This window comes from Mesorhizobium sp. M1328, from assembly GCF_040318075.1.
GTDB lineage: Bacteria > Pseudomonadota > Alphaproteobacteria > Rhizobiales > Rhizobiaceae > Mesorhizobium.
Genome location: NZ_JAMYLO010000002.1, coordinates 292,594 through 307,378 on the forward strand (window position 1 = coordinate 292,594; position 14,785 = coordinate 307,378).

Here is a 14,785-nt window from a genome sequence, read left to right on the forward strand (position 1 = left end):
CGCCCGTTTCAGCGGATTTTTGCCCTCGGCGCGGCTGTGGAGGCTCGAACCACCAGTTCTACCGGCAGAACGACCTGGCGGGGGGCTTCATTGTCAAGAACCATTCGGGCGGCAAGCCTGCCTTTTCCGATCACGTCCTGTGCGACAGTGGTCATCGGAGGCGTGGTGCGTGCGGATTCGGCGGTGCCATCGAAGCCGACGACCGATACGTGGCCCGGCACGTCTATGCCGCGGCGAACCGCCTCGTCCAATATCGTGATCGCCTGCCAATCCGACATTGTCAGGATCGCGGTTGCTTCAGGTGCTCTGTCGAACACTACTGCTCCGGCAGATGGCTCGCCTGGGATCGTCTCGATGATCGGGACATCGTCGATCGACAAATTCGCCTCCGCCAAACCCTGTTTGAAACCGTCGAGCCTTTCATCGTCGAGCGGGAAGCCGGCCAGAAGCGGGCGGGTTGCCTGTCCGGGCATGTGGACAATCGGCGGGCCGGGAGTCCGGCGCACCGAAAGGATGGCAAAATGCCGGTGCCCCAGCCCGGTCAAATGCCGGACAGCAGCAACCGCTCCACTCCTGCCGTCGATCTTTATCGAATTGATGCCGGGACCTGCGTCGCTTTCGAGAATGACGAAGGGCAGACGCCGTCTCTGTACCGAAGTTATGAGACCAATGTCGGCGCTGTGACCAAGGATAAAGCCGTCAACCAGGGCATCGCGGATGCTGGCGAAGCGCGTATTGACGGTGCCGTTTACAAGGCTGAGCGTCGTTCCAGCCTCGTCGCAGGCGAGCGAAACGCCGAGCACCAGCTCGCGGCCGTAAGGGCTTCTCATCACTTCGGAGATGGCGTAGGCGCCAGGCGGCATGAACCCGATGGCATTGAACTTGCCGTCCCGCAGCAATCGTCCTTTCGGATCGGGGCCGCCAAACCCGAGCGCTCGCGCGGCCGCTTCGACGCGCTCGCGCAATTCAGGCCTAACCAGCTCCGGCCGGTTGAAGACGTTGGAGACAGTCCCCCGGGAAACTCCGGCAGCCTTGCCGACATCGGCTAGGGTGGGCATTGGCGATTCACTCGTTTTCCCTGAGATAGACCATTTTTTGGAGCGCTCCAAGAATTTTATTGACTCAAAACCGAAATAGAGGGATCGTATTCCTTGGAGCGCTCCAAGGGCACCTATTCGGAATATTTCTGCGACTGCGATACCGAGAATCGTCAAATGGCGTGGTCGCAGCGGCCATGCCCAAGGAGAGGATGATGGCAGCAACCGATGCTTTTCCAGCCTCGCTCGTAGGCAAGACTTTCGACTGCGTTTTCGGCCCCTTCGTACCGCGGCTGACATTTCTCTCGCCGCAGGAATTGCATATCCAGGCGTCGATCGGGACCACCGAAATCGACGAGGTGGTCAACGTCGGCCTGACCAGCGTGCGCCCGAATCTCGTGCTCGCGAGCTGGACGGAGCAGAGCGGCAACTTCATTGTGCAGTTGCAGGATCACGAGAACGGGATCGTCCATAATTATGCGCGGCTGGCCGATGGGCAGCTCTTCTGTGCCCAGGGCGCCATTCAAGCCGTTCCGGCGTGAGGGAGGAAATGCGATGGAACTCGCTTACGACGGTCATCTGCTTGCCCGAATTCTGCTGAGCGTCGCGACCGTGGGCTAGGGTGTGGTGACGATCAAAGCCGACTTGAACGCCACCCACGCGACCAATCCGTTGTGGACCCCCCACGCCCGGTTTCACGTCGTCTGGTAGGTGCTGAGCTACACCGGAGTGGCGCTGATTGCGCTCGGGCTTATCTGGATCAAGGGGCAACTCGAGGCCGAGCGGCTCTATCTCGCGGGGGGACTGGCCGCGGCCATGTATGGAGCGTTCTTCGTGGCCATGCTCTCGCGGCCGATCTATGGCGGAGTGCTTTACGACGAGAACGGCTATCCACCATTCCGGCCGCCGTTTGGACCGGCGGGCTGGCGGTGGGACGTCAACGTCACCGTCTTTACCGCGATGTCCGCGATCCTGCTGCTGGGCCTGGCTGCGATTTAGGGCAATTCCAGGAAAGGTGTGAAACGGTTTTCCGTCCGGAATTGCGCAAGAACAAAGAGGTAGAGCGGTTCGGCGTTTCCGTGAAACGATGAACTGCTCTAGGACAGCGCCAGCGCCCTGAGCCACGCGACCAGGCGGTCACGGTCGGCGGTCATCCCCTTGTAGTCGAGCTGTGCCTCGTCCAGCGCCAGAAGTTGTTCGGCCAAGGACACTGCGAGTGACGCGCGGTCGCGGTGGCGCTCCAGCACGGCGAGCGGGTCGAGATGGATACGGATGGTGAAGAGTACGTCGCCCGAAACGGGGAGCTTTCTCAGCGTCTGCCGCTCGACGCGGATAAAGGCGTGGGCGTCGATGTCGCCGTCCGGGAATCTCGACGGGCGACTGCTGGCGCGGTCGATGCGTTCGAGGTTCGAGAGCGGATGGTAGAGCGCGTCGCCCGCCTGGATCGACCAGTTATAGCGTTCGACGGCTTGGCCCTGGAGGCCGTCGAACATGCGGTTGATGAGATCGGCCGGGCGTGTGCCCGGACCGAAACCCGGTACCGGCGCGTGGATCTGCTGCAGCGGCTTGCCGAATTTTTCGATCAGCGACCATGACGAGGGGAAGCAGAGCGAGCCGGCCGCCAGACGCCAGCCGCTCTCGTCGCGGCGCATCAGGATCAAATCCTCCTGGACGAGTAACGAGGCCGCGACAAGCGGCGCATCGCTGAAAGAAGCTGCGGTTCCTGGGCCTTCGAGATTGTCGGTGCCGCCGATCACCTCGATCGCGTTGTCGGTACGCCTGTGGGTCTCAGGAAAGTTCGCCGCCAGATGCGCGCCGAGCAGATCGAGCACTTCGCGCTGAGCGTCGCGCGTGGCTTGCTCCTCGACAAAAACCTTGTCGGGAATTTCCGCGTAAAGCCGGCGTTTCTCGGCAAGATAGGGCAGCAGATATTCGTCGACCTCGATCCATCTATCGAGATTGAGCGGCTTCAGCCCGATGGTGAACAGTTTCGACGAGCCGTCATAGGGTGTGTGGGTCGGTGGGCGGAAACTCATGCTTCTTTGTAGACTTCCAGTGCGGCAGCGGCCATTCTCGCCGTGAATTCGGTGATTTCGTAATCGGCGGCGCCTGCCTTGGCGAAGGGATCGTCCGCCAGCCTGGCATCGAGCACCTCGCGTGGACCGTGCGCGATGATGATGCCGCCGGTCCTCGGCCGCTTCGGCCCGGAGGCGACAAAAATGCCTTCCGCATAACAGGCCTTCAGCCACTCGATGTGCGCTTGCTGCAGGCGGTCGATCTCGGCCAGCGGCACCTTGTAGTTCAGCGAAACCACGAACATTGTTGTCTCCCGATGCTTCAGCCCAGCCGCGCCGGGATCAATCCGCGCAGCGAGTTGCCGACGAACAGCGCCTTGGCCGATTTCAGTTCGTTCCACGTGTAGACCGCTTCGCCGGCGCGGCCTTGATCCAGCAGTTCACCGCGCAGGACGCCAGGCAGCAGGCCGCAATCGAGCCGCGGCGTGGCCAGCACGCCGTCGCCGAAATCGGCAAAGACATTGGTGATCGTGCCCTCGCAGATTTCGCCGCGCTCATTGGCGAGCAGCACCTCGTCGGCGCAGCTGGCAAGATATTCGGCGCGGGCGCGCGTATAGGTTTGTCGGCGGCTGGTCTTGTGACGCAGCAGCATGTCGCTCGAATCAAGCCGCACCCGCGCCAGCTGCAGTGTCCAGACCTTGTCTGCGGCGAGCGGCTCGTAGGGCTGCACCGAAACCGCGACTTCGCCCTTGCGCGACAGGACGAGGCGGGTGCGCATCGCGATCTGTTGGTGGCCAACCGCATTCATCAGCGCTTCGCCGACCCTTTGCGGATCGCAGGCGAAACCGAGTTCGCTTGCCGAGCCGTAAAGCCGCGCGAGATGGCGGTCGAAGCGGAGGAAACCCGAGCCGGGCTCCCAGCGCATTGTTTCGATCAGTTCGAAATCGGTAGTGTTCCCGTCGCGAAACGGGCTTTCAGCAGACACTCCTGGTACTCCTCTTCGGTCGTCGAATCGAAGACGACGCCACCGCCGACGTTGTAGACCGCCTCGCCATTGGCAAAGAGCGAGATGGTGCGGATCGCCACCGAAAAGCGCATCCGGCCGCCGGGCGCGATCCAGCCTATGGCGCCGCAATAGACATCGCGCGGGCCACCTTCCAGCTCGCGCAGGATCTCCATGGCGCGGATCTTCGGCGCGCCGGTGATCGAGCCGCAGGGGAACAGCGCGGCGAAAATCTGGCGGATGGTGAGGCCGGACAAGAGTTTCGCCCGTACGCGGCTCACCATCTGGTGGACGGTCGGGTAGCTCTCGATGCGGAAAAGCTCCGGCACATCGAGCGTGCCAACCTCGCTGATTAGTGAAATGTCGTTGCGCAGGAGATCGACAATCATCCGGTTCTCGGCCTGGTTCTTCTCGTCGTTGCGCAAGAACGCTTTCAGGCGATCGTCCTCCGCCTTGGTGGCGCCGCGCGGCGCGGTGCCTTTCATCGGATGTGTCTCGATCATGCCTTCCGCGTCGACCTCGAAGAACAGTTCCGGCGAACGCGACAAGACGATCGGATCGCCGAGCGCGACCAGCGCCCCGTACTTTACCGGCTGGCGTTCGGTTAGCGCGTTGAAGGCGACCAGTGGATCGCCCGACCATTGCGCGTGGACAGGAAAGGTCAGATTGCCCTGGTAGCAGTCGCCCTTGCGGATGTGGTCATGCAGCCTGGCAAAGCGTTTGGCGTAGTCGTCCGAAGACCAGGCTGCCTTGGCGTCAAAAATCGGGCCGTTGCTAGCCGGCAGATCGCCTGGCGCGACCGTCTCTTCGACCGGCGCGTTGAACACGCCGACGCAGAAAAGCGGGGCGCGGCGGCCGGCCGGCAGCAGCGGAACGAGCTTGGGTTCGAGCAGGTAACCGGCCTCGTAGGAGAAATAGCCGGCCAGCCATTTGCCGCCGTCATGTGCGGCCTGCACTGCTTCCAGGGCCGGCAAAAAGTCCGCCTCGCAATGCGCTGCGATTATCTCGGCCGGCCGGTCGAAAACGAGCTGACGCGCGGTCTCGTCGTTCCGGAAGATTGCAAAGGGCAGGGGCAGGGACATAAGGCTCGGATGCTGCGGTCACCAGCGATCGATCTATATGGGGGCTCGACCGTGCGCAATCGAGGGAACGGCGTCTCAAGACGCAAAGGCGCGGGGGGCAAAAACAAAAGCGGCGCCAGAGGGCGCCGCCTTGTTCCAGATGCCGTCTTGCCATGGATCAGGTATTGCTGGCTTCTCCCGCGGTCGGGAAGCGGCGCGCAAATTCCTTCTCGTCACCGGCGGCAAGCAGTTTCGCCTGCTCGATCCAGCGTTCACGTTCGATGCGGCCGTCGAAATTCAATGTCGCCTCGATCCGCTTGACATCGTCGGGCGTCCAGGCGGCGATCTGGGCATAGGTCGTGACCCCAAGCCCTTTGAGCAGCCGCTCGTTGGTCGGGCCGATGCCGATCAGGCGACGCAGATCGTTGGCTTTGCCCGCCGCTGCGGTCGTTGAGTTGCCGGTCGCGGCTTTCTTTGCCGCTGGTGCGGCCTTGCTTGCCACCGGCGCAGCCTTGCTTGCCGCTGGCGCGGCCCTGGGCGCGGCGCTTGCTTTCGATGCAGGCGGTTTCGGCGTTGCCGTTTTCGCGGCACTTGCGCGTGGCGCAGTCGCGGCCTTCGCCGTTACAGATTTTTTCGGCGCCGGTTTGGCTGGTGCGGATGTCGACATCAGGGTTGACGGCGCCTGCATCGCGGCTTTGGTCGCGCCGGTCTTGGCGGCTGGCGCCTTGGCTGTTGCCGCGGTTGGCGCCTTGGCGGCCGGCGCCTCGCCTAGCCGCCGCTCGAGGTCGGCGCGGGCGCGGCCGCATGCATCCAACTCACCGGTCAGACGGTCGCTATCGGCCCGCAATCTGTCACGTTCGCTGCGCGTGCGGTCGAGATCGCCGCGCAAACTGTCGAGCTCGCCACGCAGGCGTCCCCAAATGAACCAGCCAACCAACACACCTACCAGGAACGCCAGGAGCATGTAGAAAAAAGTGCCCATTGTCTTTCTCTCTCCAGTCCGATCCGTCCGCCCTGGCCTGTGGGGCCATGACCTCGGCGAAGGACCATTCGATGGTGGTTCCGCAATCTGCAGAACAGCCGGCTTCGATCGAGCTGTCGGCGACCGGTTTGCCCCTGGCCAACAACCGTTGTCGCATCCGCCGACGCGACATGACCGGTCGGGATTTTCCGACCGGATCCATACGTGCCCGGCTGAGCTTGAGGGCGGACGCTATCATACAGCTTACGGGAATCTAACGGAAAACTTCCATGGAAAGTTATTTAAGAACAAATATCCAAGACAAGAATAGAACCATCGCCAATATGCATTGCAGCTAAACTGTTCTGGAAAACCCGGTCATCCGGTGTTGCGCATCACCCAGTGTTGCGCATCAATTGTCCAATGCTTCCAGCTCGTCGATCAGTCCGCTGATCACGCCAAGCCCGATCTGCCAGAAGGCAGGGTCGGCCGCGTCGAGGCCGAACGGCGCCAGAAGCTCGGAATGATGCTTGGTGCCGCCGGCGCGCAGCATGGCAAAATATTTGTCCTGAAAGCCGCGCTCGGCATTCTGGTAGACCGCGTAGAGCGAGTTCACCAGGCAATCGCCGAATGCATAGGCATAGACGTAAAAAGGCGAGTGGATGAAGTGCGGGATATAGGTCCAGAAAACCTCGTACCCGTCGCGCAGCTTGATCGCCGGCCCGAGGCTTTCCGCCTGCACTTCAAGCCAGAACTGGCCGAGCTTGTCGGAGGTCAATTCGCCGCTCTTGCGCTCGGCATGCACCTTGCGCTCGAACTCGTAGAAGGCGACCTGGCGCACGACCGTGTTGATCATGTCCTCGACCTTCTGGGCGAGCATGGCCTTGCGTTCGCGCTTGTCGGTGGTCCGCTCGAGCAGCGAGCGGAAGGTCAGCATTTCGCCGAACACCGATGCGGTTTCGGCCAGCGTCAGCGGCGTCGACGCCATCAAGGCGCCCTGGCCGCCGGCCAGCACTTGGTGCACGCCGTGGCCGAGCTCGTGCGCCAGCGTCATCACGTCGCGCGGCTTGCCCATGTAGTTGAGCAGCACATAGGGATGCGCCGACGGCACGGTCGGATGCGCGAAGGCACCAGGCGACTTGCCGGGTCTAACCGGTGCATCGATCCAGTTGCGGTCGAAGAAAGTTCTGGCGATCTCCGCCATGTCGGGCGAAAAGCGCTGGTAGGCGGAAAGCACGGTGTTCTTGGCCTCGTCCCAGCCGATGACCGCCTGCGGGGTCTCCGGCAGGGGCGCATTGCGGTCCCAGTGGTTCATCACCTCCATGCCGAGCCAGCGCGCCTTCATCGCATAATAGCGATGCGACAGGCGCGGATAGGCGTCGCGAACCGCGGCGGCGAGTGCATCCACCACGCTGCGTTCGACGCGGTTGGCGAGATGGCGGGAATCGGCAATGTCCTCGAAGCCGCGCCAGCGGTCAGAAATCTCCTTGTCCTTGGCCAGCGTGTTGGTGACCAGCGTAAAGACGCGCAAATTCTTGCGAAAGGTTGCGGCCAGCGCCTCGGATGCCCGGCGGCGCACCTCGCCGTCGGCATCCTGAAGGCGATTGAGTGCCGGCTCCAGCGTCAACTCCTCGCCGTCGACGTCGAAGCGCAAATCGGTCATCGTCTCGTCGAACAGGCGGTTCCAGGCCCCGCGCCCGGTGATCGATTTTTCATGGAAGAGCTGCTCGATGCGGTCTTCGAGCTGATAGGGCTTGTCCTTGCGCAGATCGAGCACCCAGGGCCGGTAATGGGCGAAGGCCGGATCGGCGGCGAGTGCGGTTTCGATCGCGCTATCGTCGATGAGGTTCAGCTCGAGCGCGAAAAACAGCAGGTGCGCGCTGGCATCGGTCATCTTTTCCTGGATGTCGCCATAGAGCTTGGCGCGCTGCGGATCCGACGTGTTGCCGGCATAGACAAGCCCCGCATAGGAGACGATGCGGCCGATCAGCTCCTCCAGCGCTTCATAGGCCTGAAGCGCCTCGCCCAGCCTGCCGGCGCTTCCACGCCCGGCCTCGGCGGCGAGCGTGCCTTTCCAACGGCTTTCAAAGGCGATGGCATCCGCGGCGGCCTTGGCGATGTCGCGCTTCAACTCGGGCGCTTCCATGCCCGAATAGAGATCGGCCAGATTCCATTCCGGAAGATCGCCAAGCTCCGCCACGCCCTGACCGGGCGCCGCCGCCAGCTTTCGAGCAAAAACCATGCGCATTGCCGATCCTTCCAGACACAAAAATTCGAGGAAACGAGAAGCCGGTCAAATCCTAAGGAATTCATTCACCGGGTTTTTTGAAAGCTTATTTAGAACCCTGTGCCAAGATGATCCATAGGGCGCATTCTCGGGCGGGGCACGGTCGGATCAGTCATGGCAGCTTCCATACTCATAGTCGATGACGATCCCGTGCAGCGCAGGCTGCTCGAGGCGGCGGTGACGAAATTCGGCCACACGGCGATCGTCGCCGATGGCGGCGAGGCCGGTCTCGATCTCGTCGACGGGCCCAATGCGCGCGACGTGTCGGTGGTCATCCTCGACCTGATGATGCCCGGCCTCGACGGCATCGGCGTGCTGAAGGCGATGCGCGAGCGCGGCATCCACATTCCTGTCATCGTGCAGACCGCGCAGGGCGGCATCGAAACCGTCGTTTCGGCAATGCGTCACGGCGCCTTCGACTTCGTCGTCAAGCCGGCCTCTCCCGACAGGCTGCAGGCGTCGATCGGCAACGCCCTCAAGGTCGAAGCGCTCGAAGGCGAAGTGAAGCGCTCGTCACGGCAGCGCGGCGGCCATCTGACGTTCAAGGACATGATCACCCACAGTCCAGCGATGGATCGGGTGATCCGGCTCGGCCGCAAGGCTGCGGCCTCCAACATTCCGATCCTGATCGAAGGTGAATCCGGCGTCGGCAAGGAACTGGTGGCGCGCGCCATCCAGGGCAGCGGCGACCGCCGCTCGAAACCCTTCGTCACCGTCAATTGCGGCGCCATCCCCGACAATCTGGTCGAATCGATCCTGTTCGGACACGAGAAGGGCTCGTTCACCGGCGCCACCGAAAAACATACCGGCAAGTTCGTCGAAGCGCACACCGGCACGCTGTTCCTTGACGAAATCGGCGACCTGCCGCTCGACGTGCAGGTCAAGCTGTTGCGCGCCGTGCAGGACGGCGAAGTCGATCCGGTTGGCGGGCGCTCGACCGTCAGGGTCGACATCAGGCTGATTTCGGCAACCCATCGCAACCTGCTGCAACAGGTCAAGGACGGCAAGTTCCGCGAGGACCTGTTCTATCGGCTGAACGTCTATCCGATCTTCGTGCCGCCATTGCGCGACCGTCGCGACGACATCCCCTATCTGGTCGAGCACTTCATGGAGAAGGTGGCGCCCACCGATCCGCGCCACCGTCTGCGAGGCATCTCGGCTGCGGCGCTTGCCATGCTGCAGGCCTACGACTGGCCGGGCAACATAAGGCAGCTCGAAAACGCCGTCTACCGGGCTTCGGTGCTCGCCGACGGCGACATGCTGACCGAAGAAGAATTCCCGCAGATCCGGGCGCAGGTCGAGGGCACGGTCAATCTCGATGCGGGTATCGCCTTGCCAGCTTCAGGGGGGCCAGCTCCAGGGGGGGCAGCTCCAGGGTGGCCAGCTTCCGGATTGGCTTCGGGCAGCCAGCCGCGCGACAGCATACCGGCCGCCGGCGGCATCGCAGCCGCCGAGCCCGATGCGCCGGCCAGGCCTCGTTTCGGCACGCTGCGGGCGCTCGACGATCGCGGCAATGTGCGTGCGCTGGCCGACGTCGAGCTCGAAATGATCAAGCTCGCCATCGACCACTACAACGGCCAGATGAGCGAAGTCGCCCGCCGCCTCGGCATCGGCCGGTCGACGCTCTACCGCAAGCTCAAGGAATACGGCATCGACCCGGAAACCGGCCGGGTCGAACGGCTCGCTTCCTGAGCCACAGGGCCAAGCGGGTTCTCATCCGGGCATCCATTCGAAGCAAGCACGCCTCGAAACGAGGTATTCGCCGCAGTGTTCACGTATTAAGGCGGACGGTAACAGATCGTGTTTCGAGCTAGCGCCAAAACATGATCTAAACCAGCGGTTTACCAAGATATCCTGCGCAATATTTTTGGCGGGATATCGCCACCGTGTTACCGCATTTCGGCTTCAATAAGCGATGATTAACCATTAGGATCGATATTCGGATGCACACACCACGCATCCGTTTGGTCAAATCCGGGGACAAAACGGCAGCCTGCAAGGCCTTTTGATTTGAACAGAATCGAACGACACAAAAACGGGCGGCATTATCACATGAGCGTCTGGCCGAGATGGCTGGCAGCGGTGATTGTTGCCGTCGGGTTCCTTGCAGCGGCGGCAACCGGCGCCAGCGCCGAGACACGCTCGCTGAAACTCTATCATCTCCACACGCATGAAAAGGCGGAGATCGTCTACAAGCGCAATGGCCGCTACGACCAGGCGGGATTGCGAAAGATCAACATCATCCTGCGCGACTGGCGTCGCAACGAGCCGACCAAGATGGATCCGCGCCTGCTGGACCTGGTCTGGGAAGCGTATCGGGAGAGCGGCGCCACCGATTATATCCAGGTCGTGTGCGGTTATCGTTCGCCGTCGACGAATTCGATGCTGCGCAGCCGCAGCAGGGGCGTCGCCGAGAAGAGCCAGCACATGCTCGGCAGGGCGATGGATTTCTACGTTCCTGGCGTCCCATTGAAGAAGCTGCGTGACATTGGCCTCAGGATGCAGGGCGGCGGCGTCGGCTACTATCCCAGCTCCGGCTCGCCCTTCGTGCATATGGATGTCGGCAACGTGCGCCACTGGCCCGGCATCAGCCGCCAGGAACTGGCGCGCGTGTTCCCCAACGGCAAGACGCTGCATGTACCGAGCGACGGCAAGCCGCTGCCTGGTTATCAACAGGCGCTCGCCTCCTACAAGGCCCGCAAGGGCGCCGGCGCGCCGGCCATCGAACTGGCCAGCGCAAGCGGCGGTGGCAAAAAATCCCGCGGCTTCCTGGCAGCCTTCTTCGGCGGCGGCGACGACGAGGCGGACGACAGCGCCGATGTGGCGATGGCCGAGCCAGCGCCAAAGCCCCGTAACGTGAAGCCGGCGCCGTCCGCCAAGAGCAGCAACCTGCCTGGCATTGCCATCGTGGCGCCTCAGGACGCCAAGCGCGCCGAGATTCCGGAAGCCGCCGATGCTCCGGCGCCTGCGCCTGAACCGGAGAACGACACGCCGGAGACGATCATCGCGGCATTGCCGGCGCGCAGCATTCCGCTGCCGGATTTTGCTCCGCGTCCGAAGACCGAAGTCGGCGCCCAGCCGCCTGAAAACGTTCCGTTCGGCGTGGCGGATGCGGCTGGATCGACCGAACAGGCGGTGGCGACCGCGCAAGCGCCGGCAAGCATGGCGCCTGAAAACGTTCCGTTCGGCATGGCAGACCCGTCTGCTGCGGCCGGCCCGGTGCAGGTCGCGGCCAACACCATTCCCGTGCCGAGCTGGCGGCCCGATCATTCGCTGCCGGCCGATCTTTCGCAGGCGGGTCTTGCACCGCAGGACAAGCAAGTGTTGCTGGCGCTGGCGAGTGCGGCCGAGCGGAGCAACACCGCCACCGACGCATTCTCGGTATTGCCGTCGGCGCGGCCAGACAGCTCCCAGCCCGACGAGGTCAAGGCCGTTCTGGAACGGGTCAGCGCGACCGACGAATACAAGGTCGCGTCGCTTTCCGAGCAAGCATCGGTGTTCGAGGAACCGGCGAACGACGACGGGGCATCGAGCGACGGGGCATCGCCGCGCGAGGCCATCGTTGCCCGCCCGGCCGGCTCCGATCCGGCGGCCGTCATCGGTGCGGGCGTGAAGACCACACGCAAGGAGCCCAGGGCCACTGCCCGCGACCTGAAACCCGGCCCCAAGCCGGTGGTGGTCGCCGCCGCGCCGCAGGCTGCCCGCTGGGCGCTGCACAGCGGTGAGTATGTCGCAACCGTTTCAGATGCGACAACGGCGCCGCGCTACGCCTACGACTTCGTCCGTACGGCACCGAGCGAGGTCTATACCGTGGGCTTCCAGCCGGGCAACGAAATGGCCGACGCCAACCGCTTCACCGGCAAGGCCGTCAAGTTCATGTCGGTAGCCCGCTTCAAGACAGAGTAGGCCGCGCTGGGCATCCCGCGCGGCTGCCTCCACCGCCGGCACTGGCTTCCTTCGTCCCGGGATGCTAACCACTGGTCAGCATTCTCCCGCTTCGTCTAATGGTAGGACAGCGCCCTTTGAAGGCGTGAATCGTGGTTCGAGCCCATGAGCGGGAACCAGCCGGCGAACCAGATCGGCTGCAGGCCAGATCGGCAGCGGCTTTTCATACAGAAGGTGCTAGCGCCCGAGCTTGCTTGCGGCGCGCGCCAAGGCTTCGATCTCGTCCCATTTGCCGGCCTTGACCAGATCGTCCGGCGCCACCCAGGAACCGCCGACGCAGATGACGTTGGGCAGGCTGAGGTAGTCGGCGGCATTCTTGCCGGTGATACCGCCGGTCGGGCAGAATTTCACGTCGGCAAGCGGCGAGGCGAAAGCCTTGAGCGAGCCGATGCCGCCCGACTGTTCGGCCGGGAAGAATTTCAGAAAGCGCAGGCCGGCTTCGCGCGCGGCCATGACCTCTCCCGGCGTGATGGCGCCGGGCAGCAACGGCACGTCGCTGTCCCTGGCTGCCGCGAGAAGCTCGCGGGTGATGCCTGGGCTGACGATGAACTTCGAACCGGCGGCCGCCGCCTCGCCGAACTGGCGGGCGTCCAGGATGGTGCCGGCGCCGACGACGGCGTCTTCGACCTCGCCCGCCACCCGGCGGATCGCCTCCAGAGCGTCGGCGGTGCGCAGCGTGATTTCGATCGCCGCCAGGCCGCCGCGGGCCAGCGCCCGGGCCAGCGGCACCGCGTCGGCGGGATTGGCGATCTTCAGCACCGGTATGACCGGCTGGCCGTTGAGGAGCGACAGGAGCTTTTCGGTCGTGCTGGGCATTCGTCGTCTCTCCTCTGTTGATCAAGTCGACCGGTTAGCAGAAGGCGGTTTTTCTGTCCACGAAACGCGGCGTGTCGCGATGTCACGCGTGGTGTCGAAACGCACCCGCGGTAAGACCGCTCCCGGCTCTGCCTTGATCCGGCTGTCGTGAGCGTTTAGTGGCTTGGTGATGACACTGCCCAGCCAAGCCTTCCGCGTTGCCGCGCTTTACCGCTTCGCCCGGCTCGACACCTTCGAGGTGCTGCGAGCGCCGCTCGCCGCCTTCTGCTGCGCACGCGGCATCAAAGGCACGCTGCTGTTGGCGCGTGAGGGCATCAACGGCACGGTCGCCGGCAGTGAATCGGCAATCGCCGCGCTCATCGATCATCTCGAATCCATCGACGGTCTCGCCGGCCTCGAGATCAAATACAGCAACGCCGCAACGATGCCGTTCCACCGCATGAAGGTGCGGTTGAAGCGCGAGATCGTCACCATGGGCGTGGAGAATATCGATCCGGCGGCAGGTGCAGGCACCTATGTTGCGCCAGCTGACTGGAACGCACTGATCTCGGATACAGGCACCATCGTCATCGACACGCGTAACGCCTACGAGGTGTCGCTCGGCACCTTCAAGGGCGCTGTCGATCCCACCACCACCAGCTTCCGCGAATTCCCGGCCTGGGTCGAGCAGCATCGGCATGAGCTCGAGGGGCGCAAGGTCGCCATGTTCTGCACCGGCGGCATACGCTGCGAGAAGGCGACGGCCTACGTGAAGTCGCTCGGCTTCGAGGATGTGTTCCACCTCAAGGGCGGCATTCTGAAATATCTCGAGGACGTGCCCGCCGAACAGAGCCTCTGGCAAGGCGAATGCTTCGTCTTCGACGAGCGCGTTTCGGTGTCGCACGGGCTGCTCGAAGGCGAGGCCGAACTCTGCCGCGCCTGCCGGCATCCGCTGGCGGCAGAAGACCGGCTGTCGCCGAAATATGCCACCGGCGTTTCATGCCCGCATTGCTTCGATGCCCGCTCGGACGAAGATCGCTCCCGTTATGCCGAGCGCCAGCGCCAGGTCGAGCTGGCGCAAGCACGCGGCGACCGCCACATCGGAAGTTAGCTTCAAGCAACAGAGAAGCGATCGATGACCCACAGCCATGTCCCGTCGTTCCGCCGGCGCGCGACCTCGGTAGTGATCGTGCCGTCGGGAAGCCGGGTCGAGGTGAGCGCCAGGTCGCCACTGATGACAGCCGGACGCTGATCTCCGGATTGAAATTTTCGGCCGGTTGCGGTGATCTCCGCGAACAGCGTTCGGATGGCTTCGCGGCCGAACGTTAGTTGTTCGCCACCGCTGTCGATGACTGCATGCGGCTCAAAAAGCGCCGCCATGCCGTCAATGTCTCCGACCCACTGCCGCGAAATCAGCAGGCGCTCCAGCTCCTGGGGATCGCGTGCCGGCTGGCGGTCTGTCTCATCGGTCATGCCAGGCTCCTCTCAAGCGACATGCCGCGACATTAGTCGAAGTCGGGGGCGGTTTCGACACGTCCAATGTCCAGAGCGCCGCGTGTTTTTTTGGGCGCGGAAGGAGGCTGCAGCACTGTGATTTCCGCGTGAAATCCCAGCAGATGCCGGTGCGAGGTCATGCGTGGCAGCGGGCAAAAGGATGTACGCCGTCATTGTAATGTCAAAC

At 63.4% G+C, this 14,785-nt stretch carries 14 protein-coding genes and 1 tRNA gene; 6 read left to right on the top strand and 9 right to left on the bottom strand.

Features of this window, described 5'->3' with window-relative positions; translation table 11 throughout:
* Window positions 1-8 precede the first annotated feature (8 nt).
* Window positions 9-1,058 (bottom strand): LacI family DNA-binding transcriptional regulator, encoded by a 1,050-nt coding sequence (locus NKH23_RS05960; protein ID WP_352910758.1) that lies wholly within the window; start codon window positions 1,056-1,058, stop codon window positions 9-11.
* A 194-nt stretch (window positions 1,059-1,252) separates the two neighbouring features.
* Between NKH23_RS05960 and NKH23_RS05965 the strand changes: the two genes are divergently transcribed.
* A complete protein-coding gene (locus NKH23_RS05965; protein WP_352713521.1) occupies window positions 1,253-1,579 on the top strand; it encodes a MoaF-related domain-containing protein in 327 nt (108 codons plus the stop codon).
* Window positions 1,580-1,748: 169 nt separating this feature from the next.
* The gene (locus NKH23_RS05970) at window positions 1,749-2,036 is read left to right on the top strand and encodes a hypothetical protein (RefSeq protein ID WP_352910765.1); all 288 of its coding nucleotides are present in this window, start codon (window positions 1,749-1,751) and stop codon (window positions 2,034-2,036) included.
* A 98-nt stretch (window positions 2,037-2,134) separates the two neighbouring features.
* Here NKH23_RS05970 and NKH23_RS05975 read toward each other — a convergent pair whose 3' ends face one another.
* The 6 genes from NKH23_RS05975 to NKH23_RS06000 all read right to left on the bottom strand — a co-directional run bounded on the left by NKH23_RS05975 (window position 2,135) and on the right by NKH23_RS06000 (window position 8,325).
* A complete protein-coding gene (locus tag NKH23_RS05975; RefSeq protein ID WP_352912626.1) occupies window positions 2,135-3,073 on the bottom strand; it encodes a heme-dependent oxidative N-demethylase family protein in 939 nt (312 codons plus the stop codon).
* Window positions 3,070-3,357, bottom strand: coding sequence for a YciI family protein (locus tag NKH23_RS05980; protein WP_352912625.1), 288 nt, complete (start codon window positions 3,355-3,357; stop codon window positions 3,070-3,072). Before NKH23_RS05980 ends, NKH23_RS05975 begins: the two co-directional genes overlap by 4 nt.
* Before the next feature lie 17 nt (window positions 3,358-3,374).
* Window positions 3,375-4,037 (bottom strand): aminotransferase class IV family protein, encoded by a 663-nt coding sequence (locus NKH23_RS05985; RefSeq protein WP_352713511.1) that lies wholly within the window; start codon window positions 4,035-4,037, stop codon window positions 3,375-3,377.
* The gene (locus tag NKH23_RS05990; protein ID WP_352713510.1) at window positions 3,986-5,137 is read right to left on the bottom strand and encodes an aminodeoxychorismate synthase component I; all 1,152 of its coding nucleotides are present in this window, start codon (window positions 5,135-5,137) and stop codon (window positions 3,986-3,988) included. The genes NKH23_RS05985 and NKH23_RS05990 overlap by 52 nt, the downstream gene beginning before the upstream one ends.
* A 157-nt stretch (window positions 5,138-5,294) precedes the next feature.
* Window positions 5,295-6,098: a helix-hairpin-helix domain-containing protein gene (locus tag NKH23_RS05995; RefSeq protein WP_353025113.1), complete on the bottom strand. Its 804-nt coding sequence runs from the start codon at window positions 6,096-6,098 to the stop codon at window positions 5,295-5,297.
* 391 nt (window positions 6,099-6,489) lie between these two features.
* Window positions 6,490-8,325, bottom strand: coding sequence for a M3 family oligoendopeptidase (locus NKH23_RS06000; protein WP_352912622.1), 1,836 nt, complete (start codon window positions 8,323-8,325; stop codon window positions 6,490-6,492).
* 153 nt (window positions 8,326-8,478) lie between these two features.
* Here NKH23_RS06000 and NKH23_RS06005 point away from each other — a divergent pair, with 153 nt between their 5' ends.
* The 3 genes from NKH23_RS06005 (at window position 8,479) to NKH23_RS06015 (ending at window position 12,428) form a co-directional block, all read left to right on the top strand.
* Window positions 8,479-10,056 (top strand): sigma-54-dependent transcriptional regulator, encoded by a 1,578-nt coding sequence (locus NKH23_RS06005; protein ID WP_353034351.1) that lies wholly within the window; start codon window positions 8,479-8,481, stop codon window positions 10,054-10,056.
* A 360-nt stretch (window positions 10,057-10,416) separates the two neighbouring features.
* Window positions 10,417-12,270: a peptidoglycan L,D-endopeptidase MepK gene (locus NKH23_RS06010; RefSeq protein WP_352713501.1), complete on the top strand. Its 1,854-nt coding sequence runs from the start codon at window positions 10,417-10,419 to the stop codon at window positions 12,268-12,270.
* Between the two features lie 84 nt (window positions 12,271-12,354).
* Window positions 12,355-12,428 (top strand) — tRNA-Gln (locus tag NKH23_RS06015).
* 58 nt (window positions 12,429-12,486) lie between these two features.
* On the opposite strand, the gene NKH23_RS06020 is transcribed toward NKH23_RS06015, so the two are convergent.
* Entirely contained in the window at window positions 12,487-13,125 is a 639-nt protein-coding gene (locus tag NKH23_RS06020; protein WP_352912620.1) for a 2-dehydro-3-deoxy-phosphogluconate aldolase, read from the bottom strand.
* Window positions 13,126-13,294: 169 nt separating this feature from the next.
* Between NKH23_RS06020 and trhO the strand changes: the two genes are divergently transcribed.
* Window positions 13,295-14,215: an oxygen-dependent tRNA uridine(34) hydroxylase TrhO gene (trhO, locus tag NKH23_RS06025; protein WP_502908332.1), complete on the top strand. Its 921-nt coding sequence runs from the start codon at window positions 13,295-13,297 to the stop codon at window positions 14,213-14,215.
* A gap of 2 nt (window positions 14,216-14,217) precedes the next feature.
* Here the strand turns inward: trhO and NKH23_RS06030 are convergent, their stop codons facing one another.
* Window positions 14,218-14,577, bottom strand: coding sequence for a YybH family protein (locus tag NKH23_RS06030; protein ID WP_352912619.1), 360 nt, complete (start codon window positions 14,575-14,577; stop codon window positions 14,218-14,220).
* Window positions 14,578-14,785 lie beyond the last annotated feature (208 nt).

What these genes read in the sequence shown, in the direction of transcription:
- NKH23_RS05960 (WP_352910758.1), bottom strand. Translation starts at nt 1,058, where the DNA reads ATGCCCACCCTAGCCGATGTCGGCAAGGCTGCCGGAGTTTCCCGGGGG.
- NKH23_RS05965 (WP_352713521.1), top strand. Translation starts at nt 1,253, where the DNA reads ATGGCAGCAACCGATGCTTTTCCAGCCTCGCTCGTAGGCAAGACTTTC.
- NKH23_RS05975 (WP_352912626.1), bottom strand. Translation starts at nt 3,073, where the DNA reads ATGAGTTTCCGCCCACCGACCCACACACCCTATGACGGCTCGTCGAAA.
- NKH23_RS05980 (WP_352912625.1), bottom strand. Translation starts at nt 3,357, where the DNA reads ATGTTCGTGGTTTCGCTGAACTACAAGGTGCCGCTGGCCGAGATCGAC.
- NKH23_RS05990 (WP_352713510.1), bottom strand. Translation starts at nt 5,137, where the DNA reads ATGTCCCTGCCCCTGCCCTTTGCAATCTTCCGGAACGACGAGACCGCG.
- NKH23_RS05995 (WP_353025113.1), bottom strand. Translation starts at nt 6,098, where the DNA reads ATGGGCACTTTTTTCTACATGCTCCTGGCGTTCCTGGTAGGTGTGTTG.
- NKH23_RS06000 (WP_352912622.1), bottom strand. Translation starts at nt 8,325, where the DNA reads ATGCGCATGGTTTTTGCTCGAAAGCTGGCGGCGGCGCCCGGTCAGGGC.
- NKH23_RS06005 (WP_353034351.1), top strand. Translation starts at nt 8,479, where the DNA reads ATGGCAGCTTCCATACTCATAGTCGATGACGATCCCGTGCAGCGCAGG.
- NKH23_RS06010 (WP_352713501.1), top strand. Translation starts at nt 10,417, where the DNA reads ATGAGCGTCTGGCCGAGATGGCTGGCAGCGGTGATTGTTGCCGTCGGG.
- NKH23_RS06020 (WP_352912620.1), bottom strand. Translation starts at nt 13,125, where the DNA reads ATGCCCAGCACGACCGAAAAGCTCCTGTCGCTCCTCAACGGCCAGCCG.
- trhO (WP_502908332.1), top strand. Translation starts at nt 13,295, where the DNA reads ATGACACTGCCCAGCCAAGCCTTCCGCGTTGCCGCGCTTTACCGCTTC.
- NKH23_RS06030 (WP_352912619.1), bottom strand. Translation starts at nt 14,577, where the DNA reads ATGACCGATGAGACAGACCGCCAGCCGGCACGCGATCCCCAGGAGCTG.